This window comes from Amycolatopsis acididurans, from assembly GCF_012328925.1.
Taxonomy (GTDB): domain Bacteria; phylum Actinomycetota; class Actinomycetes; order Mycobacteriales; family Pseudonocardiaceae; genus Amycolatopsis_E; species Amycolatopsis_E acididurans.
On record NZ_JAAXLS010000001.1, the window covers coordinates 551,007 to 577,098 of the forward strand.

Genomic DNA, 26,092 nt, shown 5'->3' on the forward strand with positions numbered 1-26,092 from the left:
CCCAGCAAACCCTGTCCGGACCGGGACCGGGAGCGGCGAAGGTCCCTCGCCGTGATGGCCGAAGTCTCTGCTGCCGCTGCTGCGCGCGTTCCTAGCGTCGGAGGCATCGACTTGGAGGTAACAATGCGAACTCTCACCGTCGGCGCCGTCATGACCAAGGACGTGGCCGTGGTATCTCCCGGCACCGAGTTCAAGGACATCGCGGAACTGCTGGCGCGGCGGCGCATCAGCGCGGTCGCGGTGGTCGACGGTGAGACGCTGGTCGGCGTCGTGTCGGAAGCCGACCTGCTGCCCAAGGAGCAGTACGCCGGGGAGCCGGCCCACCACTCCCGCTTCGGCATCCACCGTGACGGTCGGCAGCGCCGCAAGGCGGCCGCCGTGCTGGCGCGCGACCTGATGACCGCGCCGGCGCGCACCGTGGGCGTGGCGGAGTCGTTGTCGGCCGTGGCCCGGCAGCTGACCGGCACCGGACTGCGCCGGCTCTTCGTGGTGGACGGGGACAAACTGGTCGGGGTCATCGCGCGGCGGGACCTGGTCGGCGTGTTTCTCCGCGCGGACGCCGAGATCAAGTCGGAGATCGAACGCGACGTGTTCGGCAAGGCGCTGCTGGCCGACCCCGCCTGCTACAGCGTGACCGTCCGCAACGGTGAGGTGATGCTGCTCGGCCGCGTCGAGCGCCGCAGCCTCGTCACCGCCGCGGGTGAGCTGGCCGCGCTGGTGCCCGGCGTGGTCGGTGTGTGCAACCGCCTCGGCTATGTCTGGGACGACAAGCGCGAGTGAGGACGACGACCACAGCGGGCCGGTGCCGGACGGGCACCGGCCCGCTGTCGTGTCACTGGAGATAGGCCAGCGCCTGTGTGAGCGAATCGTGTTCGGTGCCCGCGGTGAAGACCGTGTGCGCGTCGGGCCACGGGTGCACGTCGGTGGCCATCCGCAGCGCGATCACCGGGGTCGCGTCCGAAATGGACCCGGTCCGGGCGGCCAGCCGGGCGGCCGTGGTGGCCTCCGGCGCCCAGCACCGCAGCGGGATGAGCCTGCTGTGGGTGCGGACGCCGACTTCGCCGGCCGCGGCGCGGCGGTCGGCGGAGCGCCACGAGGCGTCCAGCACGACCGTCTCACCGAGCTCCAGCAGGTTCCCGGCCCGGTGCTGGATCTCGGCGTAGGTGCGTTCGGTGTGCGCCGGATCGTAGAGACCCTGCTCGTAGCCCGCGGCCGCGCTCTGCTCCGCGGGCATCCCGGCGAGTTCCTTGCGGATCCGGTCGCTGCGCAGGACCGTCGCGCCGATCCGGTCGGCGATCGCACCGGCCAAAGTGGACTTTCCCGAGGCGGGCAGCCCGCCGACGAGGATCAGCTTCACCTCGCCCAGCCGCAGATGCCGCACCGCGATGCGCGCGTAGTCCCGCGCCAGCGCGGCGGCGGAGGTCTCGCCCTGCTCGTAGCGCAGGCAGGCCACCTTGACCCGCACGAACGCGCGGTAGGCGAGGTAGTGGTGCCGCAGCCCGGCGGGTGCGGGATCTCCGGAGAACTCCATGTACCGGTCGAGCAACAGCTCCCCGAGCTCCGGCGCGCCGAGGCGTTCCAGGTCCATGGCGAGGAAGGCCACGTCGTCGAGGCCGTCGACCGCGCGCAGGGTGTCGTCGAACTCCAGGCAGTCGAGGATCTGCGGTCCGTGGTCGAGGCAGAAGATGTCGTCGGCCAGCAGGTCACCGTGCCCGTCCACGATCCGGCCGGTGTTGATCCGGTGCGTGAACAGGGCTTCCCGCCCGGCGAGGAACTCCTCGGCGTGCTGTTCGATCTCGGCCGCGACATCCGCGTCGAGGACGGTGCCGTGGAACGGGCGCACCTGCGCGAAACTGGCCCGCCAGCGCTCACGCACCGCGTCGCGGGTGGCCTGCGCGGAAATGGCCGGGCCGCGTTCGGCCCGCTGGTGGAAGCGGGCCATCACGCGCGCCAGGTTGCGGATGACGTCGTCGAGCGGCTCGCCCTGGCGGACCAGCGTGGAAAGGCGCCGCTCCTCCGGCATCCTGCGCATCACGACGAGGTGGTCGCAGATCTCGCCGTCCGGGCCGGTCACGTCGGCGACACCGAGATAGGCGTCCGGGGCGAGCCGCCGGTTGAGCGCGACCTCCTTGTGGCAGACCTGTTCCCTGACCTCGCGCCGGGTGAAGTCCAGGAACCCGAAGTCCACGGGCTTCTTGAGCTTGTAGGCGTAGTCGCCGACCAGGAACACGGCACCGATATGGGTTTCGTGCACGGCGCTCCACGGCTCCGCGGCCGTCGGCAGGAGGGCGGAGGTCAGCTGACGTTGGTTCATGAGGCCCAGCCTGGTTTTCCTTCGCCGACTGTCACAGAGCCGTAGGTCATCGCATTTTGGTCGCCAGCACCGCGGCCTGCGCGCGGCGTTCGAGACCGAGCTTGGCCAGCAGGCGGGACACGTAGTTCTTCACCGTCTTCTCCGCGAAGAACATGCGCTCGGCGATCTGCCGGTTCGTCAGGCCCTCGCCGATGAGCTGCAGCAGCGTGCGTTCCCGCTCGGTCAGATGCGCCAGCGGTCCCTCGTCCGCCGCGTCGGCACGCAGCTTGGCCATCAGCGTGGCGGCGGCGCGGTTGTCCAGCAACGACCGGCCGGAACCGACCTCGCGCACGGCGGCGAGAAGGCTGAGCCCCTGGATGTCCTTGATGACGTAACCGCTCGCACCGGCGAGGATGGCGTTGAACATGGCCTCTTCGTCGGTGTAGGAGGTCAGCATCAGCACGTTCGTCTCGGGCACCCTCGACCGCAGATCGCGGCACAGTTCGACGCCGTTGCCGTCGGGAAGACGGACGTCCAGCAGCGCCACGTCGGGGCGCAACGCGGGGATGCGCGCCAGTGCCTGCGCGGCCGTGCCCGCCTCGCCGACCACGGTCAAGTCCTGGTCGGCCTCCAGCAGGTCTCGCACGCCACGGCGGACGAGTTCGTGGTCGTCCACCAGGAACACGCTGATCAAACCGGCCGCCTTCCTCGGGGAAACAGTCGATTCCGACCCTAGGCACGGCGGTAGGCACAGCGCGGGCGGCTTTGGTCCCCGATGCCCGGGACCAAAGTCATTTCTCGCTGGTCAGGGCGTCAGTACGGCGGCTCCGTGTACGCGGTCGGCGGCGAGGTCGTCCAGCGCCTTGTCGGCCTCGGCGAGCGGATACGCGGTGGTGACCACGCGCAGGTGGTGCTCGCCGGCGAAGGCGAGAAAGTCCCGTGCGTCCTCTCGCGTGTTGGCGGTGACGCTGCGGACCTGCCGTTCGCCGAACAGGTGCTCCTGGTAGTTCAGGACCGGGATGTCGGTGAGGTGGATACCCGCGATCGCGAGGGTGCCGCCACGGTCGAGCGCGGCGAGCGCGGGCAGCACGAGTTCGCCCGCCGGGGCGAACAGGATCGCCGAATCCAGCGGTTCCGGCGGTGCGTCGGCGGCGTGCCCGGCGGAGGCCGCGCCGAGTTCGAGCGCGAGCTCGCGTGCCTCGGCGCTGCGTGTGAGCACGTGTACGGTCGCGCCCTGCGCGAGTGCGACCTGGGCCGCGAGGTGCGCGCTCGCGCCGAAGCCGTAGATGCCAAGGCGCCCGTGCGCGGGCAGCCACGCCCGGCGCAGCGCCCGGTAGCCGATGATGCCCGCGCACAGCAGCGGTGCCAGTTCGGCGTCGCGGTAGCCGCCGGGAAGCCGGTGGGCGTAAGCGGCGGGGACGGTCGTGTACTCGGCATAGCCGCCGTCGGCGTCCCATCCGGTGTAGGTCGAGTGCGGGCACAGGTTCTCCGCGCCCGCGCGGCAGTACCGGCAGGTGCCGCATGTGCCGCGCAGCCAGGCGATACCGACCCGGTCACCCTCGGCGAAACCCGTCACGCCCGGCCCGAGTCCGGCCACCTCGCCCACGACCTCGTGTCCCGGCACGACATTCGGCCGGTGCACGGGCAGATCCCCTTCCAGGACATGCAGATCGGTCCGGCACACCCCGCACGCCGACACCCGGACGAGCAACTCGCCCCGGCCGGGTACCGGCACGGGTTCGGAACGCAGCTCGAACTTGCGCGCCGAGGGCGTCCCGGGCCGCACGACCCGCCACAGCCGCATTTCCGTCATCACCCCAGCGTCGGCGCAGCCACGGGGACGGCAAAGAGCCGAAAGACCCCGCCGGACGAGGACAGCAGGCCCCTACGGTGCGGGCCGCGCTCGGTCAGGGTGGCAGGAATGAAGCACGACATCAGCTGGTCGAACGCCGAGGTCGGCGTACTGGCGCGCGCCACGGGCCGAGCACCCGCACTGCAGGGCAGCCGGCCCTGGGTCGCCGAGATCCGGCCCGAGGGAGCCGAACTGTACGAGCGCTTCGACGGCCATGCGTCCCGGCACGACCCCTCGGGCCGCCGACGAATGATCTCGTGCGGTGCCGCGCTGGCCGATCTCGACCTCGCGGCGCACGTGCTCGGCTGGGCGACCCGCGTCTCGCTGTTCCCCGAGCCGGAGCGGCCCGACCTGGTGGCCCGCGTCGTGGCGACCGGCCGCGCGGAAGCCACGGACGACGAGGTCGCCCTGTACTCGGCGATCTTCCGGCGCCGCAGTGGCCGGAGGTCGTTCGGGCCGGGCCCGGTCACCGAGCGGGAAATCGAGGCCGTGGTGAACGCCGGAACAACGCCGGCAACGCGAATCACGCCCGCTCGCACCGGCCATTCGGCGCGCGAGTGCCTGCTGATCGTGCTGACCCCGGATGACACGCGACGTGACCAGGTGCTCGCCGGGCAGGCGCTCCAGCGCATGTGGCTCACCGCCGTCAGCGCCGGACTGGCCGCCGGCGCGCTGACCGAACCGCCGCGGTCCGGCCTGACCGGCGAGGTCGCGGGCTGCCCGCAGGTGATCCTGCGCGTCGGCCACCCCGGCATCGACGAAGGTCCTTCGGCCCCGGCCGCGAGGACGGGAGGCCCTCACCTGCGGCGTTCGGGCAGGGCAGCGTGGCGGCCATGAACGACACCGCGGCACACCACTCCATCCTCGTCGGCGTCGACGGCTCCGCCTCGGCGCTGCGGGCGGCACGCTGGGCCGCGCAGGAGGCAGCACGCCGGAACATGCCGGTGCACCTGTTCCACGCGTGCGTGCTGCCGCCGCTGGGCCCGCACACCGCGGCGGTCACCGAGGCCGGCATCGTCGAGGCGCTCATCGAGCAGGGGCACCAGTGGCTGCGTGAGGCCCGGCGCGAGGCATGGGACGCCGCGCCCGGTGTCCAGGTCCAGACCGACTTGCGGGTCGGGGCGGCCGCGCAGGAACTCATCAACGAGTCGGCACGCGCGCGGCTGGTCGTACTGGGGTCGCGCGGGCTCGGTGGCTTCGCGGGCATGCTCGTCGGTTCGGTGGCCGTGGGGGTGGCGGCGCACGGTGACTGCCCGGTCATCGTCGTGCGGGGGCGCCTGCCCGAGGACGAACCGCCCACCGGGGGACCGATCGTCGTCGGCGTGGACGGCTCCGCGATCAGCGACGACGCCGTGGAGTTCGCGTTCGAGGAAGCCGGCCTGCGGGCGGTACCGCTGATCGCCGTGCACACCTGGCTCGACATCTCCGTCGCCGAGACCTGGTCGACCCCGCCGTTCGACGTCGACCTGGACGCGATCGAAGCCGACGAGCGCAGGCTGCTGGCCGAGCGGATGGCCGGCTGGCGCGAGAAGTACCCGGATGTCGAACTGCGGCAGGAGGTCGTGCGCGACCGTCCGCTTCGCGGCCTGCTCGCCCAGGCCGAGGGTGCCCAGCTGATCGTGGTCGGCTCGCGGGGCCGCGGCGCGTTCACCGGCATGGGGCTGGGCTCGACGAGCCAGGCACTGCTGCACCACAGCGAGTGCCCGGTGGCCGTCGTCCGCCCCCGATGACCACATTGGACAGTTCAGAAAGGTAACCCCGTGAACAACAACGGAATCGCTGCCGCCGACATCGAGATCACCGTCCGCGGCCACCTTCCCGGTGCCGCCGACTACGTCCGGCGCCGCCTGCACGAGGCGCTCACGCACGCCCCGGCACCGGTGCTCGCCGCGAAGGTGACCCTGACCCGGCACGAGGATCCGGCCGCGAGCGACCGGATCTCGGTCTCGGCGAACATCGACCTCAACGGGCGCATGATCCACGTCGGCATCGACACCCGGACGGTGGCCGAAGCGGCCGACGATCTGCACGACACCGTGCGGCGCACGGTGCGGCGGGCTTTCCGCTACCGCTCCGCGCGGCGCGTGCGGCCCGGGCACCAGGCCGTGCCGGTGCGCGATCGCGAGGTCGTCGAGCACCGCAGCATCAGCCTCGCCGTCATCCCGGCGACGGCGGCCGCCGAGGAGCTGGACGCGCTGGACGAGGCGTTCCACCTGTTCCGGGACGCCGACACCGGTCAGGACTGCGTCGTGTACCGCACCGGCACGGGCAACCGGCTCGCGCGGCTGCACGCCGTACCCGGGCAGGTTTCCGATCCCGCGGTGGACGCACACGACGCGCCGCGCCTGTCGCTCGCCGAAGCCCAGGAACGGCTGGAGATCGAGGAAATCCCGTTCCTGTTCTTCGCCGACAGCGAGACCGAGCGGGGCGCGGTGTTGTACCGGCGTCATGACGGACAGTTCGGGTTGCTCGCCACGGCGGTCGGGTGAGACCGGTGAACCTGCGGGCGAAGTGGCTTGTGCGGCAGGTGCGCTGGCTGGTGTCCTGGCGCAATCCCCTTGCCACGAAATGGGATCTGCTCGATGTCACCGCGATCGTCGTCGCGGCGCTGCTGGCGCTGCTCGCGGTTCCGGCGGCGCTGTGGGGCGGCGAGCAGGCGTATCAGGCCGCGTCCGCGGCGGCCGTGCGGGAACAGGCCGCACGCACCCCGGCCATGGCGGTGCTGCTGACCGCCGCGCCGGGCACGGTGAGCACGCGTGTCTCGAACACGCGGGTGGCGACCGAAGCGGTCTGGCAGCTGCCGGACGGCAGTACGCGCACCGGGCGGATCGACACCGATCCCGGCACCAGCGCAGGCACGCGCGTACCGATCTGGGTCGACCGCGCGGGCGTGCCGGTGCCGGCACCGATGACGGCCAGGGACGCGCAGGGCGTCGGCCTCGGCGTCGGCATCCTGCTCTGGCTCGGCTGCGCCTCGGCGCTGGCCGCGCTGGCGTGGGGCCTGCGGTGGCTGGTCAACCGCGGGCGCGGCGCGGACATCGACCGCGAATGGCGCGACGCGGGCCAGAACCTCAACCGGTTCTGAACAACTCCGCGCCGCGGCCGGGGTCACGAACGGTTCGGCACGACGACGGCGCGACCGGTGAGCTCGCCGGACTCCAGCCGGCGATAGGCCTCGGTCGCCTCGTCGAGACCGAACGTGGTGACGCTCGCGCGCAGTTGCCCGCGCGCGGCGAGGTCGAGGACCTCGATCAGTTCCGGCCTGCTGCCCCAGTAGGTCGTCTGCACCGACACCTCGTAGGGCACGGTGAAGAACCCCATGCCCAGCGTGCCACCGCCGAGACCGATGATTGTCAGATCGCCGAGCGAACGCGCGCTTTCCGCGCCGAGCGCGAGCGTGGAGTCCGAGCCGACGCAGTCGAACACCGCGTCCGCGCCGCGCCCGCCGGTCAGCTCCCGGATGCGCGGGCCCGTCCCGGATCCGGTGGGCAGCGCATGATCGGCGCCGGATTCACGAGCCAGCGCGAGCGCGTCCTCGCGGGTGTCGACCGCGATGATCCGCGTCGCGGTGGTGGCGCGCAGGATCTGCACGGCGAGATGGCCCAGCCCGCCGACGCCGATGACGACGGCCGTGGTGCCGGGTGGAAGTTTGGGCCAGGAGCGGCGGATCGCGTGATACGGCGTGAGTGCCGCGTCGGTCAGCGGTGCCGCGGTGACCGGGTCGAGGCCTTCGGGCAGCGGGACGAGGTGCCGCGTGCTGGGCACGAGCATGAACTCGGCCATGCCACCGTCGAGACCGAGTCCTCCGCCGCCTCCGGGAACCGGGGCCTTGTCGGGATTCTCGCAGTAGGTCTCGATGCCGAGCAGGCAGCGCGTGCAGGTGCCGCAGCCCCACGGACCGTAGACGGCCACGGCCTGGCCGACCTCGAGCCCGCTTGCGCCGGGGCCGAGTTCGTGCACCCAGCCGGCGTTCTCGTGGCCGAGCGTGAACGGCGGTCCCCACGGCAGCAGGCCCGGCCCGAACTCGTGCATCAGGTGCAGGTCGGAGTGGCAGGCACCGGCGGCGCCGATGCGCACGACGGCCTCGCCCGGGCCCGGCCGGGGTTGCGGCACTTCGGTGAGCACCGGTTCGGTCTTCCACTCTCGCAGGCGCAGCGCTTTCATCGCGGTCCTTTCGACGTCGGATAGCGGCGATGCTCGGGCCACCGGCCCGGCCAGGTCAGGGACCGAGGCCATCGTGCTGAGGGCCTTAAGTCAGTAGTTCGCCACCGGGGCAGTCCGGTGTGTTGTGTGCCAACGAAAAGGAAAGGTGAGCCCGATGCGCGAACTCGTGGTGGCGGACCTGATGACGCATCCGGTCGTCACGGTTTCGCCCGCGACACCGTTCAAGAATCTGGTAGCCATCCTGGCCGAGTACCGGATCGGATCGGTCCCCGTGCTCGACGAGGGAGACCGTCTCGTCGGGGTCGTCTCCGAAACCGACCTGCTGGCCAAGGAAGAACAGCGCGGCAACGTCACGCCGCCGCCGTTGCTGTCCTCACGCGGCCGATGGCGGCGGTGGAACCGCAGCCGCGGCACCACCGCACGCGACGTGATGACCACGAAGGTGGAATTCATCGGGCGGGACCAACCGATCACGGTCGCCGTGCGGCGGCTGCTGCACGACGGGTCGCGGCGGCTGTACGTCGTCGACCACGCGGGCAGGCTGGCCGGGGTGCTGGCGAAACGGGATCTGCTGCACGTGTTCCTGCGCTCCGACGAGGATCTGCGGCAGGCGATCGACGAGGAAGTGCTGCGCCGCTGCCTGTGGGCGGACCCCGCGGTGGCCAAAGCGGAGGTCCACGACGGCGAGGTGACGCTGACCGGATCGGTCGAGCTGCGCAGCGAGGCCCGTCGCGCGGTGGCACTGACCGAGGCCATTCCCGGCGTCGTCGCGGTCTACGACCAGCTGAGTTTCCACACCGACGACACCGCGCCGGTGTGAACGCGAGGCGCAGGGTCCTTGGTCACCGGCATTGAGGGACTACGGCCGCGTCGCAGGCCCGTTCGTCGCGGTTCGCTGGAGTTGTTGGTGGAATCCACGAAAGGAGAATCGGATGTCGTCATTGCTGCCGAGGTCGCGGACGTCGTTTCCGGTGCTCACGGATTGGCTGGAGAACGCCTGGCCGTTCGCCGAGCACAACCTGATGCGCATCGAGGAGACCGCGGAAGAGGGCAAGTACACGGTGCGTGCCGAGCTGCCCGGCGTCGACCCGGCCAAGGACGTGCACGTGACCGCGGAGGGCGGTCTGCTGACGATCACCGCGGAGCGCGAGGCCAGGACCGAGGAGAAGGGCCACAGCGAGTTCCGGTACGGCTCGTTCCGGCGCACGATCACCCTGCCGACCGGCGCGGACCCGTCGAAGATCACCGCGAAGTACACGGACGGGATCCTCGAGGTCGTCGTGCCCTTCGAGACCGACGGAGCCGGGAAGCACGTCGAGATCGAAGTGACCCAGAAGAAGTAGGAACAGCAGGGATGCGGGCGCGCTGCGGCGCCCGCATCCCTTTCCGACGGCCGGGAAACCCAACGAACGAACAGGAGGCCCGCGATGGCGATCGTCGCGGAACTGTCCGGAATCCGTACCAGTGACGAGGTGTCGGCGGGCGGAAAGGCGGCGAACCTGGGCGAGCTGACCGCTGCCGGGTTTCCCGTACCGCCAGGCTTCGCCGTACTCCGGGAGGGGTATTGGGCCGCGATGGACTTCAGCGGTGTGCGCGAGAAACTCGCGCGCCTGCACGCGGAGACCGTCGCGAGCGCCGACGACCACGACCGGCTGACCGCGAACTGCCGCGATATGCAGAAACTCGTCCTAGAGGCCCAGCTGCCGCCGGAACTGCGCGAGAGCGTGCTCGCCGCCTACGCGAAACTGGGCGCGGACGTTCCCGTCGCGGTGCGCTCGTCGGCCACCGGCGAGGACAGCGCGGACGCCTCCTTCGCCGGGATGAACGCCAGCTTCACGAACACCGTCGGCGACACCGCCGTGCTCCGGCGCCTGGTGGACTGCTGGGCGTCCGCGTTCTCCCCGCGCGTGGTGGCCTACCGCGCCGAGCGCGGCTTCACCGGCGAGCCCGCGATCGCCGTGGTGATCCAGCAAATGGTGCGCGCCGAGCGTGCCGGGGTGATCTTCACCGCCGACCCGAGGACCGGCGACCGCGACCGGCTCGTCGTCGAGGCCGTGTTCGGGCAGGGGGAAACCCTCGTCAGCGGAGCGATCGAGCCCGACTCCTATCTCGTGGCCAAGCGGGCGCTCAAGATCGAGGACGTGCGCATCGGCGACAAGAAGTACAAGATCGTCGCCGGTCCGGAAGGCGCCGACAGCCAGGTGGAGCTGTCCGAGCCCGCCGCGCACCGGCGGGTCCTCGACGACGCGACGGTGCTGGAACTGGCGCGGCTCGCGGTCCGGGTCGAGGACCACTACGGCCGTCCGCAGGACATGGAGTGGGCGATCGACACGGCGGGCACCGTGTTCCTGGTGCAGACCCGGCCGGTCACCACGCTTCCGCGAGCGTCCGAACCGGACGGTGTGGTGCTGGTGCGCGGCCTGGCCGCGTCTCCCGGTGTGACCAGCGGTGCCGTGCGGGTGCTCACCGCGCCCGAGGAGGGCGGCCGGCTTCGCGACGGCGAGGTTCTCGTGGCGCCCATGACCAATCCGGACTGGGTTCCCGCGATCCGCCGCGCCGCCGCGCTCGTCACCGACGGCGGCGGCATGACCTGCCACGCCGCGATCGTCGCGCGCGAACTGGGCGTGCCGTGCGTGGTGGGCACCGAGAAGGCCACCGATGTGCTCGCCGACGGACAGCTCGTGACCGTCGACGGCGGCACCGGCGAGATCAAGGCGGGCGTGCAGCGGGCACCGGCCAAGGCCGAGAAGATCGCGCCGCCCGACACCGTCGTCGCGGCCGAACCGCTGGGCACCCGGCTGTATGTGAACCTGGCGATGCCCGAACAGGCGGAGCGCGCGGCCGCGCTGCCGGTCGACGGGGTCGGGCTGCTGCGCGCGGAGTTCATGCTCACCGAGGCCCTCGGCGGCCGCCATCCCCGCGACCTGCTGGCCCACGGCGAGGAAAAGACCTTCGTGGACAGCATGACCGAGTACCTGCTCGCGATCACCCGCCCCTTCGCGCCCCGTCCCGTCGTCTACCGGACGACCGACCTGCGCACCAACGAGTTCCGGGGGCTCGCCGGCGGCGTCGCCTACGAGCCGGAGGAGCACAACCCGATGATCGGCTACCGGGGGTGCTATCGCTACATCCGCCAGCCCGACCTGTTCGCGCTCGAACTGGAGGTGCTCGCGCGCGTGCGCGAGCAGACCCCGAACCTGCATCTGATGATCCCGTTCGTGCGCACGAAGTGGGAGCTGGAGGAGTGCCTGCGGCTGGTGGACGCCAGCCCGCTCGGGCGGCAGCGCGGACTGCACCGGTGGGTCATGGCGGAGGTGCCCTCGGTCGTGTACTGGCTGCCCGAGTACGTCGGGCTCGGCATCGACGGCGTGTCCATCGGCAGCAACGACCTGACCCAGCTGATGCTCGGCGTCGACCGCGATTCGACCGAATGCGCGGAGCTGTTCGACGAGGCCGACCCGGCCGTGCTGGACGCGATCGGCGCCATCGTCGGCAAGGCGAGGTCGCTGGGCATCACCTCGTCGCTGTGCGGGCAGGCGCCGTCCAACCGGCCCGAGTTCGCCGAACACCTGGTGCGGCTGGGCATCACGTCGGTCTCGGTCAACCCCGACGCCGTGGGCAAGGCCCGCAACGTGATCGCCTCCGCGGAGCGGCGGCTGCTGCTCGACCGCGCGCACCGGGCGTCCTGACATCCGTTGCGCAACCTAAAAAGGAGGACATGGTGAGGGCACGCGACATCATGAGCTCGCCCGTGGTCACCGTCCAGCCCGGCGAGGACGTCAAGACCGCCGAGGACCGGCTGGTACGGCACGGGTTCACCGCATTGCCGGTGGTGGACGACGAGAACCGGCTGACCGGCATCGTGACCGAGGCCGATTTCCTCGGCGACCGGTTCCCGGCCGAGCCGAAATCTCCGGCGGGCACGGTGGCCGGCATCGCGACGAGCCCGGTGCGGGCCGTGGACGTCAACGACGATGTGGCGTTCCTGGCGCGGCTGATGCTCGACGAGCATCTGCGCTGCCTTCCGGTGACCGACCGGGGCAAGCTCGCCGGTGTGGTCACGCGACGGGATTTCCTGCGTGTGCTGGCAAGACCCGACCAGGCGCTGGCCAACGACATCCGGGGCAGGCTTGCCGTGTTCGGCGACGCGGACCGGTGGCTCGTGGACGTGCACGACGGCGAGGCCACGATCATCGACCGCTTCGACAGCGAGAAGGACCGCGAGGTCGCGGTCGTGCTCGCCGAAGGGGTGCCGGGTGTGATCCGGGCCCACTGCTATGTCGGTGAACTCGAACACCAAGAGGAGCGGGCGTGACCGCGCCCGTGGTGGCCGGGGTCGACGGCACCCCGCAGTCGCTGCGGGCCGTCGCGTGGGCGGCCGCCGCGGCCGCCCGCCGGCACGCGCCGCTTCGGGTGGTCAACGCTTTCGGCATTCCCGACGCGTTCACCGGTGAGACGATCCCGCCCCAGGACTGGCTCGGCGCGCGGCGCCGGGAGTCCGAAGCCGTCGTGCGCGAGGCGGTCGAGGTCGCCGGGAAGCAGCCGGAGCTGGTCACCGAACGGGAGTCCACCGCGGAGGCGCCGATACCACTGCTGCTGCGGCTGTCGGAGGACGCGCGGCTGATGGTGGTCGGTTCCGCGGGTCGTGGGGTGCTGGGGGACCTGCTGATCGGGTCGGCGGCCCTCGCGCTCACCGCGCGCGCCCGCTGCCCGGTCGCCGTCATCCGTGGCGGCGAGCGGGGCGGGGAGGCGCCGGTCGTGGCGGGCGTGGACGGTGGGCCGGGCTCGGACCTGGTGCTGGAACTGGCTTTCGAGGAGGCGTCGGTGCACACCGCGCCCCTGATGGCGGTGCACGTGCCCGCCGGGCCCGAGTCCACCCGGGTGTTCACCGGACTGCTCGCCGGATGGCAGGAGAAGTACCCCGAGGTCGTGGTGCGCCGGGCGATCGAGCAGGACAAGGCGCGGGAACGGCTGCTGGAGTGGAGCACCCGCGCCCGGACGATCGTCGTGGGCAGCCGGGGGCGTGGCGGCTTTACCGGCTTGCTGCTCGGTTCGACGAGCCAGGCGCTGGTCGAGCACGCGAGCTGCCCGGTGCTGATCGCCAGGCATTGACAAGGAGCGTGACGAGAATGCGGGCACGGGTGGGCGACTGGATCGTCGTCAAGAGCCGGACGGTCGGCGCCGCCGAGCAGCGGGGCCGGGTCATGGAGGTCGCCTCACCCGAGGGAGCACCGCCATATGTCGTGCGCTGGGTGCACGACGATCACGTCTCGATCTTCTTTCCCGGCGCGGACGCGCAGGTGCTCACCCCGGAGGAGGTCGCCGCTGCCGACGAACGGCAGCGCACCCGCTTCCAGGCCGTGCAACGGGAAATCTCCCTCACCGCGCACGGCAAGCACGCCTCTTGACGTGCTGGAGCCCCTCATGGCGGACCATGAGGGGCTCCGCTACGTTCACGACCCCAGTGACGGGGCCAGGGGTGCGAGGACGTCGGTCAGGGCGCGCCTCGGCGTCGCGAGCAGCGGATCGGCGTTGACCGGTGCCCAGCCGATGCGCAGCACCATCTGCGGGTAGCTGCCGCCGGTCACCCGGGTGCGCAGCGTTTCCCGCGTCCCGGTGATCTCCAGCGGTTCGGTCAGCGGGCAGCTGGCCAGGCCCAGCGCCGTCGCGGTCAGCAGCACCGCGCTGGTCGCCTCGCCCGCTCGCAACTGCGACATCCGGTCGTCGGAGGTGGTGCCCAGGATCAGCAGCATCGTCTCGTCCTCCTCGCCCTCGGCGCCGGCAGGCTGCGCCAGCTCGGGATCGGCGAACGGCCGGTCCGGCAGCGCACCCGGAGTCGCGTCGGGAGCGGGCACACTCGTGCTCGGCACACCATCCGGTGCGGCGTGACGGCCGCTCCACGCGGACAGCTCGGCCTGGTAGGCGGGATCGTGCTCGTGCTGCCGGGCGGCCTCCACCATGGCGCGCCACAGGTGGTAGCGCGCGGATCCCTCGGTCGCGCTGAGGAAGATGCCCTCGGCGGCGGCCCGTTCGGCCATCAGCCGGACATGTCCCTCCGGCACGGGCCACGAGCTGTGGCGCCGTCGGTCGCTGCGTCGCCGCGGAATGGCCGCGGCCAGCTCGATCTCTTCGCCGGTGGGCTCGTGCCGGTGCAGTTCGATGGCCGCGAGGTGGTCGGGATCGGCCGGGTTGGGCAGCCGGTGCACCTCCGCGCGCCAGCCGAGCGCGGCGAAGCCGACACGCAGGTGATGCAGTGCCGTTCCGCAGCTGAGCAGCAGTTCGCGCCCTTGCGGGTCCGTCTCCGGCAGCAGCCGCCCGCGGTCGGCGTACAGCTGCACCGTGCGGTCACCGACACGCCAGCGCCACGGCTGCGAGTTGTGCAGCGACGGCGCGCGCACCGCGAGCGCGATCGCCGCCTCCACGGTCGGGGTGTCCGGAAGTCCACGTTCCATCGGGAAAACCTGCCTTGCTCTGCCGAATGCGGTTACCACCCGAATCTCGCACCGGGCCCGGTGCACCGAGCAGAGCCGAAGTGCCCGAGCGCCGGGGACCTTGGTGCCTGGTCGGCCGCGGCCGCGGCGAGCACCGTCGGTGGCAGTACGAGGAGGTAAGGAGGGACAGATGCGTGCGCTCATCGTGTACGAGTCCATGTTCGGCAATACCGAGGTGATCGCGAGGGCGATCGCGGACGGGCTGGCGGCCGAGACGGAGGTGGTCAACGTCGACGACGCACCCGACGCCCTCGCGGGTTTCGACCTGCTCGTCGTCGGCGGCCCCACACACGTCCACGGCATGTCACGCGCGTCGACCCGCAAGTCCGCGCAGGACCAGGCAAGCGACGGTGTGCGGTCCCGCAAGGGCATCAGGGACTGGCTCGACTCGCTCAAGCCCGCACCGGCAGGCCTGGCCGCCGCGACGTTCGACACGCGCATCGGCAAACCCCGCTGGCTGACCGGATCGGCGGCCGTCGGCGCGGCGAAAGCGTTGAAGCGCAGGCACATCCGTGTCATCGCCAAACCGGAGAGCTTCTACGTCAACACCGCCACCCCGCCCGAACTGGGCGGCGACGAGCGGGCCCGTGCGCAGGAATGGGGTCGCTCGATCGCGACCGAGACAGCGGAGAAGTCCTGAAATCAGCGAAGGAAAGAATCATGCGTGAAAAGCACTGGCGTGTCGATGTCTTCATCGACGAGCACGACAACCGCACCCGCGCGCAGGCGCGGCTGCACAACCCGGACGAGACCGGATTCGTCGGCACCGGGCAGGCGCGGCTGAACCCCACCGACGCCGACGTGCCCGAGATCGGCGACGAACTCGCCGTATCCCGTGCGCTGTCCGACCTCGCACACCGGCTGCTCGACGCGACGGCGGAGGACATCGAGGCCGTCACCCGCAAAGAAGCTCACCTGAAGCGGTGAGGAAGCGAGGGAGACGATCGTGAAAGCAGCGGTGGTGCCCGAACTCGGCGCCAAACTGGAGATCCGCGAGCTGCCGGTGCCCGAGCCCGGTCCTGGCCAGGTCCTGGTGCGCATGGAGGCCAGCGGCATCTGCCACACCGACATCCACGCCGCACACGGGGACTGGCCGGTCAAACCGCGGCCGCCGTTCGTCCCGGGTCACGAGGGCGTCGGTATCGTCGAAAAGCTGGGCCCCGGCAGCGGACTGCACGCCGTGGGGGAGCGGGTCGCGATCGCGTGGCTGGCCTCGGCCTGCGGCCACTGCGCGTACTGCGTGTCCGGCTGGGAGACGTTGTGCGAAGCGCAGCGCAACAGCGGCTACTCCGTCGACGGTGCCTACGCCGAGTACGCCGTCGCCGACGACCGCTACGTCGTCACCGTTCCGGACGGGGTGCCCGCGGTCGAGGCGGCACCGTTGACCTGCGCCGGCGTCACCACGTTCAAGGCGATCAAGGTGTCGCGGCTGGCGCCGGGCGAAACGGCCGCGGTGTTCGGCATCGGCGGCCTCGGCCACCTCGCCCTGCAGTACGCCCGTCTCGCGGGGGCCAAGGTGATCGCGGTGGACGTCGAGGACGAAAAGCTCGATCTGGCACTGGAACTCGGTGCCGACGAGGTCGTCAACGCGCGACGGTACGACCCGGCCGAGGTCGTGCACCGGCACGGCGGCGCCGACGTGTCGGTCGCGCTCGCCGCGTCCGCGCAGTCGTTCGACCAGGCCTACGGCGCGCTGCGGCGCGGCGGCAGGCTGGTGTGCGTCGCGCTGCCCGCGGACGGGCACATCGAGCTGCCGATCTTCGACACGGTGCTCGGCGGCAAGTCGGTCATCGGGTCGATCGTGGGCACCCGCCAGGATCTCGCGGACGTGTTCGCACTGCACGCACGGGGGCGCACGAGGGTCATCCTCGAAACGCGCGTGCTCGACGAAGTGAACGAGTGCTTCGACGAGGTGCTCGCCGGCCGGGTTCCTGCCCGCCTGGTGTTCGGGTTCGGCAGGCCCTGAGACGAAAGGAGATGGTCGATCATGACCGACAAACCTCCCGAGACCGACCTCGACCCACGTGCGCAGGCGGTCGAACGGTTGAAGAAGAAGCGTGAATACTTCCAGCACCTCGCCATTTACGTGCTGACCAACGGGTTCCTGGTGCTGATCTGGTGGCTGGTCGGGGGCGGCGGGTTCTTCTGGCCGATCTTCCCGATCGGCGCCTGGGGCATCGGGCTGCTGATGCACACCTGGGACGTCTTCGCCCCTTCGCACCTGTCCGAGGAACGGATTCGCCGGGAGATGCGGCGACAATCGTGACGACGCGCGACCGGACCCTGCTCGAGGGCGTCCGGCAGGAAGTCCGCGGCCTGCGTGAGGTACTCGACAGCGCGGAAGACCTGTGGTCGGCACGGATCGGCGAGGTGGACGAACAGCACGCCGACAACGCGGTCAACCTCGTGCACCGGTGGGCGTTGCGGCAGTACGACCTGGGCGGCCTGTGGGCCCGCCTCGCCACCCTCGGCCTGTCCTCGCTCGGCCGCCGCGAGGCGCCCGTGCGGGCCGGCCTCGAGGCGATCGAACGGGCGGCAGGAGCGCTCGCGGGGAACCCGGCGGCTCGTGACGCGTTCGCGTACGCCGGGTTCGTGCCCGGACCGGACCCGGTGCGGTACAACGCGAGCGCGCTGCTCGGTCCCGAGCCGTACGGGCGTGCGGTGCGGATCATGGTCACCCTGCCGTCCGAAGCGGCGACCGATCCCGCTGTGGTGCGGGCACTGGCCGCACGGGGGATGGATCTCGCGCGGATCGACTGTGCCCACGACGATCCCGGGGCGTGGGCGCGGATGGCCGAGAACGTCCGCCGCGCGAACCCCGCCTGCCGCATCGTCATGGATCTCGCGGGGCCGGACCCGCGTACCGGCCCGCTGGCGGGCGGGCCGCGCGTGGTGAAGGTGCGCCCGCACCGCGACGCGGCCGGTCACGTCATCGCGCCCGCGGAATGCACCCTGACCGCGGACGAAAGCCCTGTGCCACCGGCGATTCCGGTGCCGGGGGACTGGCTGGCCCGCCGCCGCGCCGGTGAGGTCATCGAGTTACGCGACGGCCGGGACGCACGCCGTGAGCTCGTGATCACCGCGGCCGGCGCGGGAAAAGCCCTGGTGTCGCTGGAAAAGACCGCCTACCTCACGACGGGCACGATTCTGCGCGTGCCGGGGGAGGTCCCGGTGCCCGTCGGCTCGCTGCCCGCCGTGGAGCAGTTCCTGCGGCTGCGCCGCGACGATCTGCTGCTGCTGACCCGCGACCGCGTGCCGGCGCCGGTGCCACCGCGGGGCACGGCACGCATCGGCTGCACTGTGCCGGAGGTGCTGGCGCATGTGCGGGCCGGCGACACGGTACGGCTGGACGCGGGCCGGATCAGCGGCGTGGTGGAGGACGCCGGCGTCGGCCGGATCGCGGTGCGGATCACCGCGACGGGATCCGGTGGCGGCACACTGCGCGCCGGCAACGACATCCACCTGCCCGACACACCGATCCCGGTGCGGGCACCGACCGCCACCGACCTCGAGCACCTCGCGTTCGCGCAGGAGCACGCCGATCTGGTCGCACTGTCCTTCGTGCACGGCCCGGAGGACGTGGACGAGCTGCACGCCGCGCTGGAGCGGCTGATGGACCGGCGGCTCGGCGTGCTCGTCCAGATCGGGACGGCACAGGCGTGCGAGCGGCTGGCGGGGATCCTGCTGGCCGCGATGCGGCGGCCGGTCACCGGTGTGCTGGTCGACAGCGGCGGCCTCGCGGTCGAATGCGGGGACGAGCGGCTGGCCGAGGCGCAGGAGGAGATCCTGTGGCTGGCCGGAGCGGCGCAGCTGCCGATGATCTGGGCACGGCAGGCGCTCGGCCCCGCACCCCCGCGGGCCGAGTGCGTGCTGCTGGACGAAGGTCCGCACGTCGTCGAGGCGCTGGACACGCTCGACGGCATCCTCCGCCGGATGGCCGATCGCCGCGGCAGGAAGAACGCACTCTTGCGCAGACTGCGATCCTGGCAGGCCGGCCAACCGGGTCCGTGACCAGGACGCGTGTCCTCATTCGCCGGGATGTTCGGCTCGGGACGCGGCGGCACGCAGTGTCGCGTTCTGCACGGCGGCGACGAACGGTGACACGACGGTCCAGTAGGCGCGGAACTTCACGCGGCTGGCGGTGTCGGTCGTGCTCACGCGGATGTCGTAGGTCAGCAGCGACCGCGTGTCACCGTAGGGCGTGACGGACAGCGAGAACACGATTTTGCCGTACCCCGGCTCGGAAAACGACGCGAACTCCTCCGGTGCGATCCGCCGCCATTCCACGACCGGTTTCCAGAACCGGCCACCGACGCCGGCGGCGATCTCCACGCCGGGGTGCTCACCGAGAATGACCCAGTCGGATCCGGCCGACATATCGTCGAAGGTGAGCCGGGGTGGCACGCGCGGCGTCTTGTCATGCCGGTTGTGCCAGCGTTCCGCGAGTCCGCGCACCCGGAAGGCGGCACCGACGATCCCACCGCCCACTTCCGTGAAGTCGAGTGCCCGCACCGCGCGATAGGCCCGCTCGGGGGCCGCTTCCACGATCAGGTGCCGGGTCTGCATGACGTCGTAGCGCGGCGCGTAGGTGTCGGCGAGCAACGTGCGAGCCGTTTCCGTGGTGCTCATCCCGCAACTCCTTTCCACGAGTGATCAGACCGTCCCGCGGGTGCCGCCGCCGGTGGAAGGGCAGAAAGTCCCGTGAGGACGTGCGGGGGAGAAAGTCCTCTGCTTTCGGGACGAACGCCCGCCGTGGCCGGTGCCGCCGCGGCTTAACTTCGAAACATGTCAACCCGGTCGCGGAAGTGAGGTCTCCGATGCCCGCCAACAACCAGGGTCCGATCGTCGTCGGAATCGACGGCTCGGACAACGCTCTGCACGCCGCGCGGTGGGCGGCGGCCGAGGCCGCGCAGCGGCACCGCGAACTGCGTCTGGTGCACGCCATGGACGACGTGAGCCTGAGCTATCCGAGGCCCCTGCCGCTGTCCGACGACATGTCGGGCATCCTGCGGATGCGTGGGCAGCGTCTGCTGCGTACGGCGCGCGACGCGGTCCGCGACGTCGATCCGACGCTGACCACGCATCTCGAACTCAGCCACCGCGGCGCCGCGCCGACCCTGATCGAGGAGTCGGAGACGGCCGGCCTGCTCGTGCTGGGCACGTGGGGGCTGCGCCCGACGGGCCGGATGCTCGCGGGCTCGATCTCGATCGCGCTGGCCGCGCACGCGAAATGCCCGGTCGCGCTGATCCGCGGGCACGTCGCCGAGGACGAGCCGCCGACCGAGGGGCCGGTCGTACTCGGCGTGGACGCCGGGCCGTCCAGCGAGGAGGCGATCGCGTTCGCGTTCGAGGAAGCGTCCTGGCGTGGCGTCCCGCTCGTCGCGGTGCACGCCTGGGACGACCGTTTCCTCGCCGCGGTGTTCGAGGAGACGCGGCACGAACTGCACTGGCCCGCGGTGGAGGACCACGAGCGGGAGCTGCTGGCTCAGCGGCTGGCCGGCTGGCAGGAGAAGTACCCCGACGTGCGCGTCGATCGCGTCGTGCGGCGAGGCCGCGCGGCCGAGCAACTGCTCGACCTTGCCGACCACGCGCAGCTGATCGTCGTCGGCAGCCGCGGCCGGGGCGGATTCAGCGGGCTGCTGCTCGGCTCGACGAGCCAGGCGATCATGTCCTATGCGTTGTGCCCGGTGCTGGTCGCACGGCACCACGGCGGAGAGTGAGGAAGACATGCGGGCGCAAGACGTCATGAGCAGGCCGGTGGTCACCGTGACCCCGCAGACGCGTGCCAAGCGCGCCGCCGAACTGCTGGCCGCCAACGGGTTCACCGCCCTTCCCGTGGTGGACGACGACGACCGGCTGATCGGCATCGTGACCGAGGCCGATCTGATCGGCGACCGGTTTCCGCACGATCCGCGCTATCAGGGTCCGGACACCGCGAGGGCGGGCGAGCTGGTCGGCGACGTGATGAGCACGCCGGCCACGAGCATGAGTCCCGGTGCGGACCTGGTGCTGGTGTGCCGGGCGTTGCTGGACGCCAAGATCCGCGCTATGCCGATTGTGGACGGTTCCAGGGTGGTCGGCATCATCACCCGTGGCGACATCGTGCGGACCTTCGCGCGGGAGGACTCCGAGATCGCCGCGGACGTGCAGCATCACCTGTCCATTTACGGCGGCCCCGACCGCTGGCAGGTCGAGGTGCACGACGGGGTGGTGCGGATCGTGGATCAGTACGACAGCGAGACCGACCGGCATGTGGCGAAGGTGCTGGCGGAAAGCGTTCCCGGAGTGGTCAGCGCGACCGCCACCGCCTACCGGGAGGAGTGAGCGCGGTACCAGAACGAAGCGCCGGTCCACTGTGGACCGGCGCTCTCCGTGTTCGCGAAACGTCAGGCGGTGTCGCGGTCGAAGCCCGCGGCCGCGAGCATCTCGGCGAGTTCCGTGATGGGGATGCCCTGGCCCTTGTGCCGCTGAACCGGCACGACCGGCTTCGGGCGCTGCTCCGGCGGCAGGGATTCGGCTGGGTCCAGGCCGAGCATGTCCAGCAGCTCGCGCAGATCATCGGCGTCGTGCGCGGCACCCGCGATCGCACGGATCGCTTTGGCCCGCCGTTCGGGTTCCGTCATGTCCGGTTGATCGATGCTCATAGGGATATCGTGGCAGCCACCGGCCTGCGGCAACGGCGGGAAAAAGTCCTCGCCCGCAGGGTACAAGCGCCCTGCGACAGTGCCCTGCCCGCGGTGACCAAAGGCTCTGGTCCGCACCGTCCGGGACACGCAGGGTGGGGACGTGGAAGCCCCTTCGTCCCCGGAAAAGCTGGACATCGCGCTGCGGGCGGTCGAACGGCTGCCGCTGCCCGCCGGTGACTGGCGCTTCGACATTCATCCGTGGCGGGTGCGGGTTCTGGCAGGGCAGGACGCGCGCGAGACACGTGTCGCCGCGGGCGCGGCGATCTTCGTTCTGGCCCTGATGCTGCGGGCCCAGGGCTGCGCGGTCCGCACCGAATTGCTGCCCGAGCCCGGCGCACCGGACCTGCTGGCCGTCATCCGCTTCGCGGGGCGCCGCTTGCCGATGCCCGGCGACGCCCGGCTCGCGGCCGCCGTCGCCACACCGGGCCTGTCGCGCCCGTTGACCGGCGGCGCTCGCCGGGCGCTCCGGCACGCCGCCGCCGTCGAGGGCGTGCGCCTGCGGTTCACCGACGCCACCCGCGCCGTCCTGTTCACGCGCCGTGACGACCGGTTCGCCCAGCTCACCGCCGGGCTCGCCGCCGGGCGGGTGCTGCTCACCGCAGCCGCGCTGGGCGCGCGGCTGCGCTGGGACGGTGGGCCGCCGTCCGGCACGCGTGCCCAGGCCGTTCTCGCCGTCGAACCGGCGAGGGTGGAAGTCCCGTCGTGAGCTGGACACGGTTGCTGCCGGGGCTCGCGCAGTACCGCGGGTACCGGCGGGAGTGGCTGCGGGGCGACCTACTGGCCGGCGTCACGGTCGCGGCTTACCTGATCCCGCAGGTCATGGCCTACGCGAAGATCGCGGGCCTGCCTCCGGCGACCGGCCTCTACACCACGATCGGGCCGCTGGCGGTGTACGCGGTGCTGGGCTCCTCGCGCCAGGTGTCGGTCGGCCCGGAATCGACCACGGCGCTGCTGACCGCGACGGCGCTCGCCCCGCTGGCGGCGGGGGACCCCGGTCGCTACGCCGTGCTCGCCACGGCACTGGCTCTCGTCGTGGGCGTGCTGTGCCTGGCGGGCGGGTTCGTGCGGCTGGGGGTGCTCGCGGACCTGCTGTCCAAGCCCGTGCTCGTCGGGTACCTGGCGGGGATCGCCGTGATCATGATCGTGAGCCAGCTCGGCACGCTCACCGGCGTGCCGGTGCGCGGCGACGGGTTGATCGCCGAGGTGTCGTGGTGGGTGACGCATCTCGGTCTCGTGCACTGGCCGACGCTCGTGCTCGGCGTGAGCGTGCTCGTCTTCCTGCTGGTGCTCAGCCGTCTGGCGCGCGGGCTGCCGGTGCCGCTGCTGGGCATGCTGCTCGCCGCGGGTGTCGTGGCCGCGTTCGGGCTGGAAAAGAACGGCATCGAGGTGGTGGGCGACATCCCGGCCCGGCTGCCCGCACCCGCCTGGCCGGGGGTCACCGTGCACGAGGTGTCCTCGCTGCTGCTGCCCGCGGTGGGCATTTCGATCGTGGCGTTCTCCGACATCGTGCTCACCGCCAGGGCCTTCGCGGCGCGCCAGGGCGAGCGGGTCGACGCCGACCAGGAGCTGCGGGCACTGGGCGCGACGAACCTCGTCGCCGGGCTGCTGCGGGGTTTCCCGGTCAGCTGCAGCGGCAGCCGTACCGTGATCGGCGCCGCGCTGGGCAGCCGCACCCAGCTGTACTCACTGGCGACGCTGGTGACCGTCGTGGTCGCGGTGTTCGCCGCGGGGCCGGTACTGGCGGCGTTCCCGCTGGCGGCGCTGGCCGCGGTGGTGGTGTACGCGGCACTGCGGCTGATCGACATCGGCGAGTTCCGCCGGATCGCGGCGTTTCGCACGAGCGAACTCGTGCTCGCGCTGGCCACCACCGCGAGCGTGCTGCTGCTCGGTGTGCTCTACGGCGTACTGGCCGCGATCGGACTGTCCATTCTGGACTTGATGCGGCGGGTGGCGCGGCCGCACGCCGCCGTGCTCGGCTACGCCCGCGGTGTTCCCGGAATGCACGACGTGGGTGACTACGACCATGTGGCGGTCGTACCGGGCCTGGTCGTGTTCCGCTACGACGCGCCGCTGTGCTTCGCCAACGCCGACGACTTCCACCGCAGGGCGCTCGCGGCCCTTTCCGGTGACACGGAATGGTTCCTGCTCAACGCGGAGGCGAACATCGAGGTCGACGTGACCGGGCTCGACGCGCTCGAGAAACTGCGCACGGAACTGGCCGGGCGGGACATCGTGTTCGCGATGGCGCGGGTCAAACGGGAACTGGCCGACCTGCTCGCCGCCGACGGCCTGCTGGCCAAGATCGGTGAGAAGCACATCTATCCGACGCTGCCCGCGGCCGTGGTGGCCTATCTGCGGTACTACCGCGAACAGCACGGGCGGCTGCCGGCGGGAACCACCCTGCCGGAACTGCCGCCCAATCCGATGGCCTCCTAGCGCGTTCACGGACCTGGTCTAGAGGTCGATGACGACCTTGCCGTGTACGTGCCGGCCGGCCTGGAGCTCGGCCGCGCGGCGGATCTGCGCGATCGGGAAGCTCGCCGCGACAGGCACCCGGAGCCGGCCCGCCGCGACCAGTCGGGCGAGCTCGTCCAGGGCGCCGGCAGCGGCGTTCGCGCCATTGGCCGCTGCCACGCCGTTGACCTGTGCGGCGATGGTGCAGATGCGGCCGTCCTGGACGCCGAGTTCCCTTGCGACGCGCACCGTCTCGGTCCCGTGCAGATCGATGGCGGCGGTGACGCCGCCGGGAGCGAGTGCTCGGACCCGGTCGGCCAGGCCGTCGCCGTAGGCGACCGGCTCGGCTCCGAGATCGCGCAGGAACGTAGCCGATGTCGCCGATCCGGTCCCGATCACGCGCGCTCCGGCGATCCGCGCCAGCTGGACGGCGAACACCCCGACCCCGCCCGCAGCGCCGCCGATCAGCACCGTGTCGTCCGGGCCGGGGCAGGCCACGGCGAGGGCGGCGGATGCCGTGCGGCCCGCGATCGTGAGGGTGGCGGCGGTGCGGTCGTCGACGCCGTCAGGCGTGTGGTGAGCCTCGTTCGCCGCGGTCTCCCCGGCCGGGTCGACCACCACGAAGTCGGCCACCGCGCGGGACAGGGCTCCCCCGAACACCCGGTCGCCCGGCGCGAAGCCGGTCACCCCGTCGCCGACCTGGTCGACCACTCCCGCGTAGTCGGTCCCGAACCCGGCCGGAAGGCTCAAACCGAACCGGGCGGCGGTGTCCGCGTCGGCGGTCATGATCCAGTCCATCGGGTTCAGGCCGGCCGCGGTGACCCGCACCCGGACCTGCCCCGGACCGGCCTGCGGCGCGGGAATCTCCCGGACGTCGAGGACTTCGGGGCCGCCGAACGAATCGAGCCGGACCGCCCGGCCCCTGCCCGCCGACGGTTGCTCGTTCTGTTGCCGCATGGACGCCTGTCTCCTTGGATGGAGAGAACACAGCGAAACGGACTATGCTCCGTTTACGGAGACCTTAACACAACCGGAGCGTGTTCCGTTTTGACTGAGCCGGAGACGCGTGCGCCACGGGCGGACGCAGCCCGCAACCGCGACCAGGTGCTCGCGGTGGCGACCCGCGTGTTCGTCTCGGCCGACGGCGAGCCGTCGATGCGGGCGATCGCCCGTGCGGCCGGGGTCGGCATCGCCACCCTCTACCGGCACTTCCCGACCCGCGAGTCGCTGGTCGACGCGGTTTACCGGGACCAGGTCGTGCGGCTGACGACCGGAGCCCGCGAGCTGCTCGGCCGGCTGGCCCCGGCCGCGGCGATGCGGCGCTGGATGGACTTGTTCGGCGACTGGATCGCGACCAAGAACGGCATGCTCGACACGCTGCTCGCGATGATCGAGTCGGGTGAGATCGCCCATGCGCAGACCCGGACCGAGCTGCTGGCGGCCATCACCACGATTCTCGACGCGGGTCGCGCGGCCGGCGACTTCCGCTCCGACGTCACCGCCGAAGACATCGCCGCCTCGCTCATCGGCATCTTCACCGTGGCCCCCCGGCCGGGGCGCAGAGCCAAGGCCGACCGCCTGCTGAACCTCCTGATGGACGGCCTCCGGCCCGCGCCGCCCAGCTGAGCCACCCCCCAGTTCGGCACTAGCGAAGGCGCTGCGCCGAGTCCGCGGTGATGACCACGACGGGGCACGGCGCGTGCCGTACGCACTGCGTGGTGACGCTGCCGAGCAGCAGCTCGCTGATCATGCGGGCGCCGTGCGAGCCGAGCACCAGCAGATCCGCGTAGGTGGACTCCTTGATCAGCTCGGTCGCCGGGTCGCCGTCGGTCACGATCTCGGTCACGTGGGGCGTCTTCTCCAGGTGCTCCAGCACCTTGCCCACCGTGCTGTGCAGCAGTCCGGCGTAGTCCTCGTCCCGCGAGACCGGGCGGCGGCCGTGTGGCTGGATCGCGTACGAGGTGCCCGGCAGCAGCTCGTCCCTGGCCCGCACGAGCACGGCACGCACCTCGTCGCCCTCCTGCGTGGCCTCGGCGACGGCCCAGCGCAGAGCGGCTTCACTCTGTGGCGATCCGTCCACGCCCACGATGATCTTGCGCTGGTTGGACATGTGTCTTCCTTTCGACTGGTTTCCTGGGGACGCCCCGGCTGG

General features: G+C 71.5%; 30 protein-coding genes. 21 read left to right on the forward strand and 9 right to left on the reverse strand.

The window, feature by feature from the left end:
* Positions 1-123: 123 nt before the first annotated feature.
* Positions 124-780, forward strand: a complete 657-nt coding sequence (locus tag HFP15_RS02725) for a CBS domain-containing protein (protein ID WP_246271259.1) — start codon at positions 124-126, stop codon at positions 778-780.
* Positions 781-832: 52 nt separating this feature from the next.
* Here the strand turns inward: HFP15_RS02725 and HFP15_RS02730 are convergent, their stop codons facing one another.
* The 3 genes from HFP15_RS02730 to HFP15_RS02740 form a co-directional block, all read right to left on the reverse strand.
* Positions 833-2,314, reverse strand: coding sequence for a bifunctional aminoglycoside phosphotransferase/ATP-binding protein (locus HFP15_RS02730; protein ID WP_210716625.1), 1,482 nt, complete (start codon positions 2,312-2,314; stop codon positions 833-835).
* A gap of 46 nt (positions 2,315-2,360) precedes the next feature.
* Complete coding sequence (locus HFP15_RS02735) at positions 2,361-2,987, reverse strand: response regulator (protein ID WP_168510963.1); 627 nt, start codon at positions 2,985-2,987, stop codon at positions 2,361-2,363.
* Between the two features lie 111 nt (positions 2,988-3,098).
* The gene (locus HFP15_RS02740) at positions 3,099-4,097 is read right to left on the reverse strand and encodes a zinc-binding alcohol dehydrogenase family protein (RefSeq protein ID WP_168511301.1); all 999 of its coding nucleotides are present in this window, start codon (positions 4,095-4,097) and stop codon (positions 3,099-3,101) included.
* Between the two features lie 117 nt (positions 4,098-4,214).
* Between HFP15_RS02740 and HFP15_RS02745 the strand changes: the two genes are divergently transcribed.
* The 4 genes from HFP15_RS02745 to HFP15_RS02760 are packed head-to-tail and all read left to right on the forward strand — an operon-like array spanning position 4,215 to position 7,230.
* Positions 4,215-4,982: a hypothetical protein gene (locus tag HFP15_RS02745; protein ID WP_210716626.1), complete on the forward strand. Its 768-nt coding sequence runs from the start codon at positions 4,215-4,217 to the stop codon at positions 4,980-4,982.
* On the forward strand, positions 4,979-5,875 hold the full coding sequence (locus HFP15_RS02750) for a universal stress protein (RefSeq protein WP_168510965.1): 897 nt from the start codon (positions 4,979-4,981) through the stop codon (positions 5,873-5,875). Before HFP15_RS02745 ends, HFP15_RS02750 begins: the two co-directional genes overlap by 4 nt.
* A 30-nt stretch (positions 5,876-5,905) precedes the next feature.
* The gene (locus HFP15_RS02755) at positions 5,906-6,634 is read left to right on the forward strand and encodes a sigma 54 modulation/S30EA ribosomal C-terminal domain-containing protein (protein WP_168510967.1); all 729 of its coding nucleotides are present in this window, start codon (positions 5,906-5,908) and stop codon (positions 6,632-6,634) included.
* A 5-nt stretch (positions 6,635-6,639) separates the two neighbouring features.
* Positions 6,640-7,230 carry an Rv1733c family protein gene (locus tag HFP15_RS02760; RefSeq protein ID WP_168510969.1) on the forward strand — a complete coding sequence of 197 codons (591 nt, stop codon included), beginning with the start codon at positions 6,640-6,642 and terminating at the stop codon, positions 7,228-7,230.
* Positions 7,231-7,253: 23 nt separating this feature from the next.
* On the opposite strand, the gene HFP15_RS02765 is transcribed toward HFP15_RS02760, so the two are convergent.
* Positions 7,254-8,309 (reverse strand): NAD(P)-dependent alcohol dehydrogenase, encoded by a 1,056-nt coding sequence (locus HFP15_RS02765; protein ID WP_168510971.1) that lies wholly within the window; start codon positions 8,307-8,309, stop codon positions 7,254-7,256.
* Positions 8,310-8,463: 154 nt separating this feature from the next.
* On the opposite strand from HFP15_RS02765, the gene HFP15_RS02770 reads away from it, so the two are divergent.
* The 6 genes from HFP15_RS02770 (at position 8,464) to HFP15_RS02795 (ending at position 13,717) form a co-directional block, all read left to right on the forward strand.
* Positions 8,464-9,129, forward strand: coding sequence for a CBS domain-containing protein (locus tag HFP15_RS02770; RefSeq protein ID WP_168510973.1), 666 nt, complete (start codon positions 8,464-8,466; stop codon positions 9,127-9,129).
* A 112-nt stretch (positions 9,130-9,241) separates the two neighbouring features.
* Positions 9,242-9,652, forward strand: a complete 411-nt coding sequence (locus tag HFP15_RS02775) for an Hsp20/alpha crystallin family protein (RefSeq protein WP_168510975.1) — start codon at positions 9,242-9,244, stop codon at positions 9,650-9,652.
* An 84-nt stretch (positions 9,653-9,736) separates the two neighbouring features.
* Positions 9,737-11,998 (forward strand): phosphoenolpyruvate synthase, encoded by a 2,262-nt coding sequence (gene ppsA, locus HFP15_RS02780; RefSeq protein WP_168510977.1) that lies wholly within the window; start codon positions 9,737-9,739, stop codon positions 11,996-11,998.
* 29 nt (positions 11,999-12,027) lie between these two features.
* Positions 12,028-12,624 carry a CBS domain-containing protein gene (locus HFP15_RS02785; protein WP_246271260.1) on the forward strand — a complete coding sequence of 199 codons (597 nt, stop codon included), beginning with the start codon at positions 12,028-12,030 and terminating at the stop codon, positions 12,622-12,624.
* Complete coding sequence (locus HFP15_RS02790; RefSeq protein WP_168510979.1) at positions 12,621-13,421, forward strand: universal stress protein; 801 nt, start codon at positions 12,621-12,623, stop codon at positions 13,419-13,421. The genes HFP15_RS02785 and HFP15_RS02790 overlap by 4 nt, the downstream gene beginning before the upstream one ends.
* A gap of 17 nt (positions 13,422-13,438) precedes the next feature.
* Positions 13,439-13,717, forward strand: coding sequence for a DUF1918 domain-containing protein (locus tag HFP15_RS02795; RefSeq protein ID WP_168510981.1), 279 nt, complete (start codon positions 13,439-13,441; stop codon positions 13,715-13,717).
* A 45-nt stretch (positions 13,718-13,762) separates the two neighbouring features.
* Here HFP15_RS02795 and HFP15_RS02800 read toward each other — a convergent pair whose 3' ends face one another.
* Positions 13,763-14,761 (reverse strand): Acg family FMN-binding oxidoreductase, encoded by a 999-nt coding sequence (locus tag HFP15_RS02800; protein WP_168510983.1) that lies wholly within the window; start codon positions 14,759-14,761, stop codon positions 13,763-13,765.
* 169 nt (positions 14,762-14,930) lie between these two features.
* On the opposite strand from HFP15_RS02800, the gene HFP15_RS02805 reads away from it, so the two are divergent.
* From HFP15_RS02805 to HFP15_RS02825, 5 genes are read left to right on the forward strand one after another with little or no spacing between them, the layout of a single operon-like run.
* Positions 14,931-15,440, forward strand: a complete 510-nt coding sequence (locus tag HFP15_RS02805) for a flavodoxin family protein (protein ID WP_168510985.1) — start codon at positions 14,931-14,933, stop codon at positions 15,438-15,440.
* Positions 15,441-15,460: 20 nt separating this feature from the next.
* Positions 15,461-15,727 carry a DUF1876 domain-containing protein gene (locus tag HFP15_RS02810; protein ID WP_168510987.1) on the forward strand — a complete coding sequence of 89 codons (267 nt, stop codon included), beginning with the start codon at positions 15,461-15,463 and terminating at the stop codon, positions 15,725-15,727.
* 19 nt (positions 15,728-15,746) lie between these two features.
* Complete coding sequence (gene adhP / locus HFP15_RS02815) at positions 15,747-16,766, forward strand: alcohol dehydrogenase AdhP (RefSeq protein WP_168510989.1); 1,020 nt, start codon at positions 15,747-15,749, stop codon at positions 16,764-16,766.
* A gap of 21 nt (positions 16,767-16,787) precedes the next feature.
* Positions 16,788-17,066 (forward strand): 2TM domain-containing protein, encoded by a 279-nt coding sequence (locus HFP15_RS02820; RefSeq protein WP_168510991.1) that lies wholly within the window; start codon positions 16,788-16,790, stop codon positions 17,064-17,066.
* Complete coding sequence (locus HFP15_RS02825; RefSeq protein WP_210716627.1) at positions 17,063-18,811, forward strand: pyruvate kinase; 1,749 nt, start codon at positions 17,063-17,065, stop codon at positions 18,809-18,811. The genes HFP15_RS02820 and HFP15_RS02825 overlap by 4 nt, the downstream gene beginning before the upstream one ends.
* Positions 18,812-18,826: 15 nt before the next feature.
* On the opposite strand, the gene HFP15_RS02830 is transcribed toward HFP15_RS02825, so the two are convergent.
* Positions 18,827-19,429 carry a hypothetical protein gene (locus tag HFP15_RS02830; RefSeq protein WP_168510993.1) on the reverse strand — a complete coding sequence of 201 codons (603 nt, stop codon included), beginning with the start codon at positions 19,427-19,429 and terminating at the stop codon, positions 18,827-18,829.
* 188 nt (positions 19,430-19,617) lie between these two features.
* On the opposite strand from HFP15_RS02830, the gene HFP15_RS02835 reads away from it, so the two are divergent.
* Together HFP15_RS02835 and HFP15_RS02840 are read left to right on the forward strand one after the other, a co-directional pair.
* On the forward strand, positions 19,618-20,520 hold the full coding sequence (locus tag HFP15_RS02835; RefSeq protein WP_168510995.1) for a universal stress protein: 903 nt from the start codon (positions 19,618-19,620) through the stop codon (positions 20,518-20,520).
* Between the two features lie 7 nt (positions 20,521-20,527).
* Positions 20,528-21,124 (forward strand): CBS domain-containing protein, encoded by a 597-nt coding sequence (locus tag HFP15_RS02840; RefSeq protein ID WP_168510997.1) that lies wholly within the window; start codon positions 20,528-20,530, stop codon positions 21,122-21,124.
* Positions 21,125-21,186: 62 nt separating this feature from the next.
* On the opposite strand, the gene HFP15_RS02845 is transcribed toward HFP15_RS02840, so the two are convergent.
* A complete protein-coding gene (locus HFP15_RS02845) occupies positions 21,187-21,444 on the reverse strand; it encodes a hypothetical protein (protein WP_168510014.1) in 258 nt (85 codons plus the stop codon).
* A 142-nt stretch (positions 21,445-21,586) separates the two neighbouring features.
* Between HFP15_RS02845 and HFP15_RS02850 the strand changes: the two genes are divergently transcribed.
* Together HFP15_RS02850 and HFP15_RS02855 are read left to right on the forward strand one after the other, a co-directional pair.
* A complete protein-coding gene (locus HFP15_RS02850) occupies positions 21,587-22,192 on the forward strand; it encodes a hypothetical protein (protein WP_168510999.1) in 606 nt (201 codons plus the stop codon).
* Positions 22,189-23,922, forward strand: coding sequence for a SulP family inorganic anion transporter (locus HFP15_RS02855; RefSeq protein ID WP_168511001.1), 1,734 nt, complete (start codon positions 22,189-22,191; stop codon positions 23,920-23,922). The genes HFP15_RS02850 and HFP15_RS02855 overlap by 4 nt, the downstream gene beginning before the upstream one ends.
* A gap of 18 nt (positions 23,923-23,940) precedes the next feature.
* On the opposite strand, the gene HFP15_RS02860 is transcribed toward HFP15_RS02855, so the two are convergent.
* The gene (locus tag HFP15_RS02860) at positions 23,941-24,897 is read right to left on the reverse strand and encodes an NADP-dependent oxidoreductase (RefSeq protein WP_168511003.1); all 957 of its coding nucleotides are present in this window, start codon (positions 24,895-24,897) and stop codon (positions 23,941-23,943) included.
* 90 nt (positions 24,898-24,987) lie between these two features.
* On the opposite strand from HFP15_RS02860, the gene HFP15_RS02865 reads away from it, so the two are divergent.
* The gene (locus HFP15_RS02865) at positions 24,988-25,566 is read left to right on the forward strand and encodes a TetR/AcrR family transcriptional regulator (protein ID WP_168511005.1); all 579 of its coding nucleotides are present in this window, start codon (positions 24,988-24,990) and stop codon (positions 25,564-25,566) included.
* A 19-nt stretch (positions 25,567-25,585) separates the two neighbouring features.
* On the opposite strand, the gene HFP15_RS02870 is transcribed toward HFP15_RS02865, so the two are convergent.
* The gene (locus tag HFP15_RS02870) at positions 25,586-26,050 is read right to left on the reverse strand and encodes a universal stress protein (RefSeq protein ID WP_168511007.1); all 465 of its coding nucleotides are present in this window, start codon (positions 26,048-26,050) and stop codon (positions 25,586-25,588) included.
* Positions 26,051-26,092: the final 42 nt, after the last annotated feature.

What these genes read in the sequence shown, in the direction of transcription:
- HFP15_RS02725 (WP_246271259.1), top strand. Translation starts at nt 124, where the DNA reads ATGCGAACTCTCACCGTCGGCGCCGTCATGACCAAGGACGTGGCCGTG.
- HFP15_RS02730 (WP_210716625.1), bottom strand. Translation starts at nt 2,314, where the DNA reads ATGAACCAACGTCAGCTGACCTCCGCCCTCCTGCCGACGGCCGCGGAG.
- HFP15_RS02740 (WP_168511301.1), bottom strand. Translation starts at nt 4,097, where the DNA reads ATGCGGCTGTGGCGGGTCGTGCGGCCCGGGACGCCCTCGGCGCGCAAG.
- HFP15_RS02745 (WP_210716626.1), top strand. Translation starts at nt 4,215, where the DNA reads ATGAAGCACGACATCAGCTGGTCGAACGCCGAGGTCGGCGTACTGGCG.
- HFP15_RS02750 (WP_168510965.1), top strand. Translation starts at nt 4,979, where the DNA reads ATGAACGACACCGCGGCACACCACTCCATCCTCGTCGGCGTCGACGGC.
- HFP15_RS02765 (WP_168510971.1), bottom strand. Translation starts at nt 8,309, where the DNA reads ATGAAAGCGCTGCGCCTGCGAGAGTGGAAGACCGAACCGGTGCTCACC.
- HFP15_RS02770 (WP_168510973.1), top strand. Translation starts at nt 8,464, where the DNA reads ATGCGCGAACTCGTGGTGGCGGACCTGATGACGCATCCGGTCGTCACG.
- HFP15_RS02775 (WP_168510975.1), top strand. Translation starts at nt 9,242, where the DNA reads ATGTCGTCATTGCTGCCGAGGTCGCGGACGTCGTTTCCGGTGCTCACG.
- ppsA (WP_168510977.1), top strand. Translation starts at nt 9,737, where the DNA reads ATGGCGATCGTCGCGGAACTGTCCGGAATCCGTACCAGTGACGAGGTG.
- HFP15_RS02785 (WP_246271260.1), top strand. Translation starts at nt 12,028, where the DNA reads ATGGTGAGGGCACGCGACATCATGAGCTCGCCCGTGGTCACCGTCCAG.
- HFP15_RS02795 (WP_168510981.1), top strand. Translation starts at nt 13,439, where the DNA reads ATGCGGGCACGGGTGGGCGACTGGATCGTCGTCAAGAGCCGGACGGTC.
- HFP15_RS02800 (WP_168510983.1), bottom strand. Translation starts at nt 14,761, where the DNA reads ATGGAACGTGGACTTCCGGACACCCCGACCGTGGAGGCGGCGATCGCG.
- HFP15_RS02805 (WP_168510985.1), top strand. Translation starts at nt 14,931, where the DNA reads ATGCGTGCGCTCATCGTGTACGAGTCCATGTTCGGCAATACCGAGGTG.
- HFP15_RS02810 (WP_168510987.1), top strand. Translation starts at nt 15,461, where the DNA reads ATGCGTGAAAAGCACTGGCGTGTCGATGTCTTCATCGACGAGCACGAC.
- HFP15_RS02820 (WP_168510991.1), top strand. Translation starts at nt 16,788, where the DNA reads ATGACCGACAAACCTCCCGAGACCGACCTCGACCCACGTGCGCAGGCG.
- HFP15_RS02830 (WP_168510993.1), bottom strand. Translation starts at nt 19,429, where the DNA reads ATGAGCACCACGGAAACGGCTCGCACGTTGCTCGCCGACACCTACGCG.
- HFP15_RS02835 (WP_168510995.1), top strand. Translation starts at nt 19,618, where the DNA reads ATGCCCGCCAACAACCAGGGTCCGATCGTCGTCGGAATCGACGGCTCG.
- HFP15_RS02840 (WP_168510997.1), top strand. Translation starts at nt 20,528, where the DNA reads ATGCGGGCGCAAGACGTCATGAGCAGGCCGGTGGTCACCGTGACCCCG.
- HFP15_RS02845 (WP_168510014.1), bottom strand. Translation starts at nt 21,444, where the DNA reads ATGAGCATCGATCAACCGGACATGACGGAACCCGAACGGCGGGCCAAA.
- HFP15_RS02860 (WP_168511003.1), bottom strand. Translation starts at nt 24,897, where the DNA reads ATGCGGCAACAGAACGAGCAACCGTCGGCGGGCAGGGGCCGGGCGGTC.
- HFP15_RS02870 (WP_168511007.1), bottom strand. Translation starts at nt 26,050, where the DNA reads ATGTCCAACCAGCGCAAGATCATCGTGGGCGTGGACGGATCGCCACAG.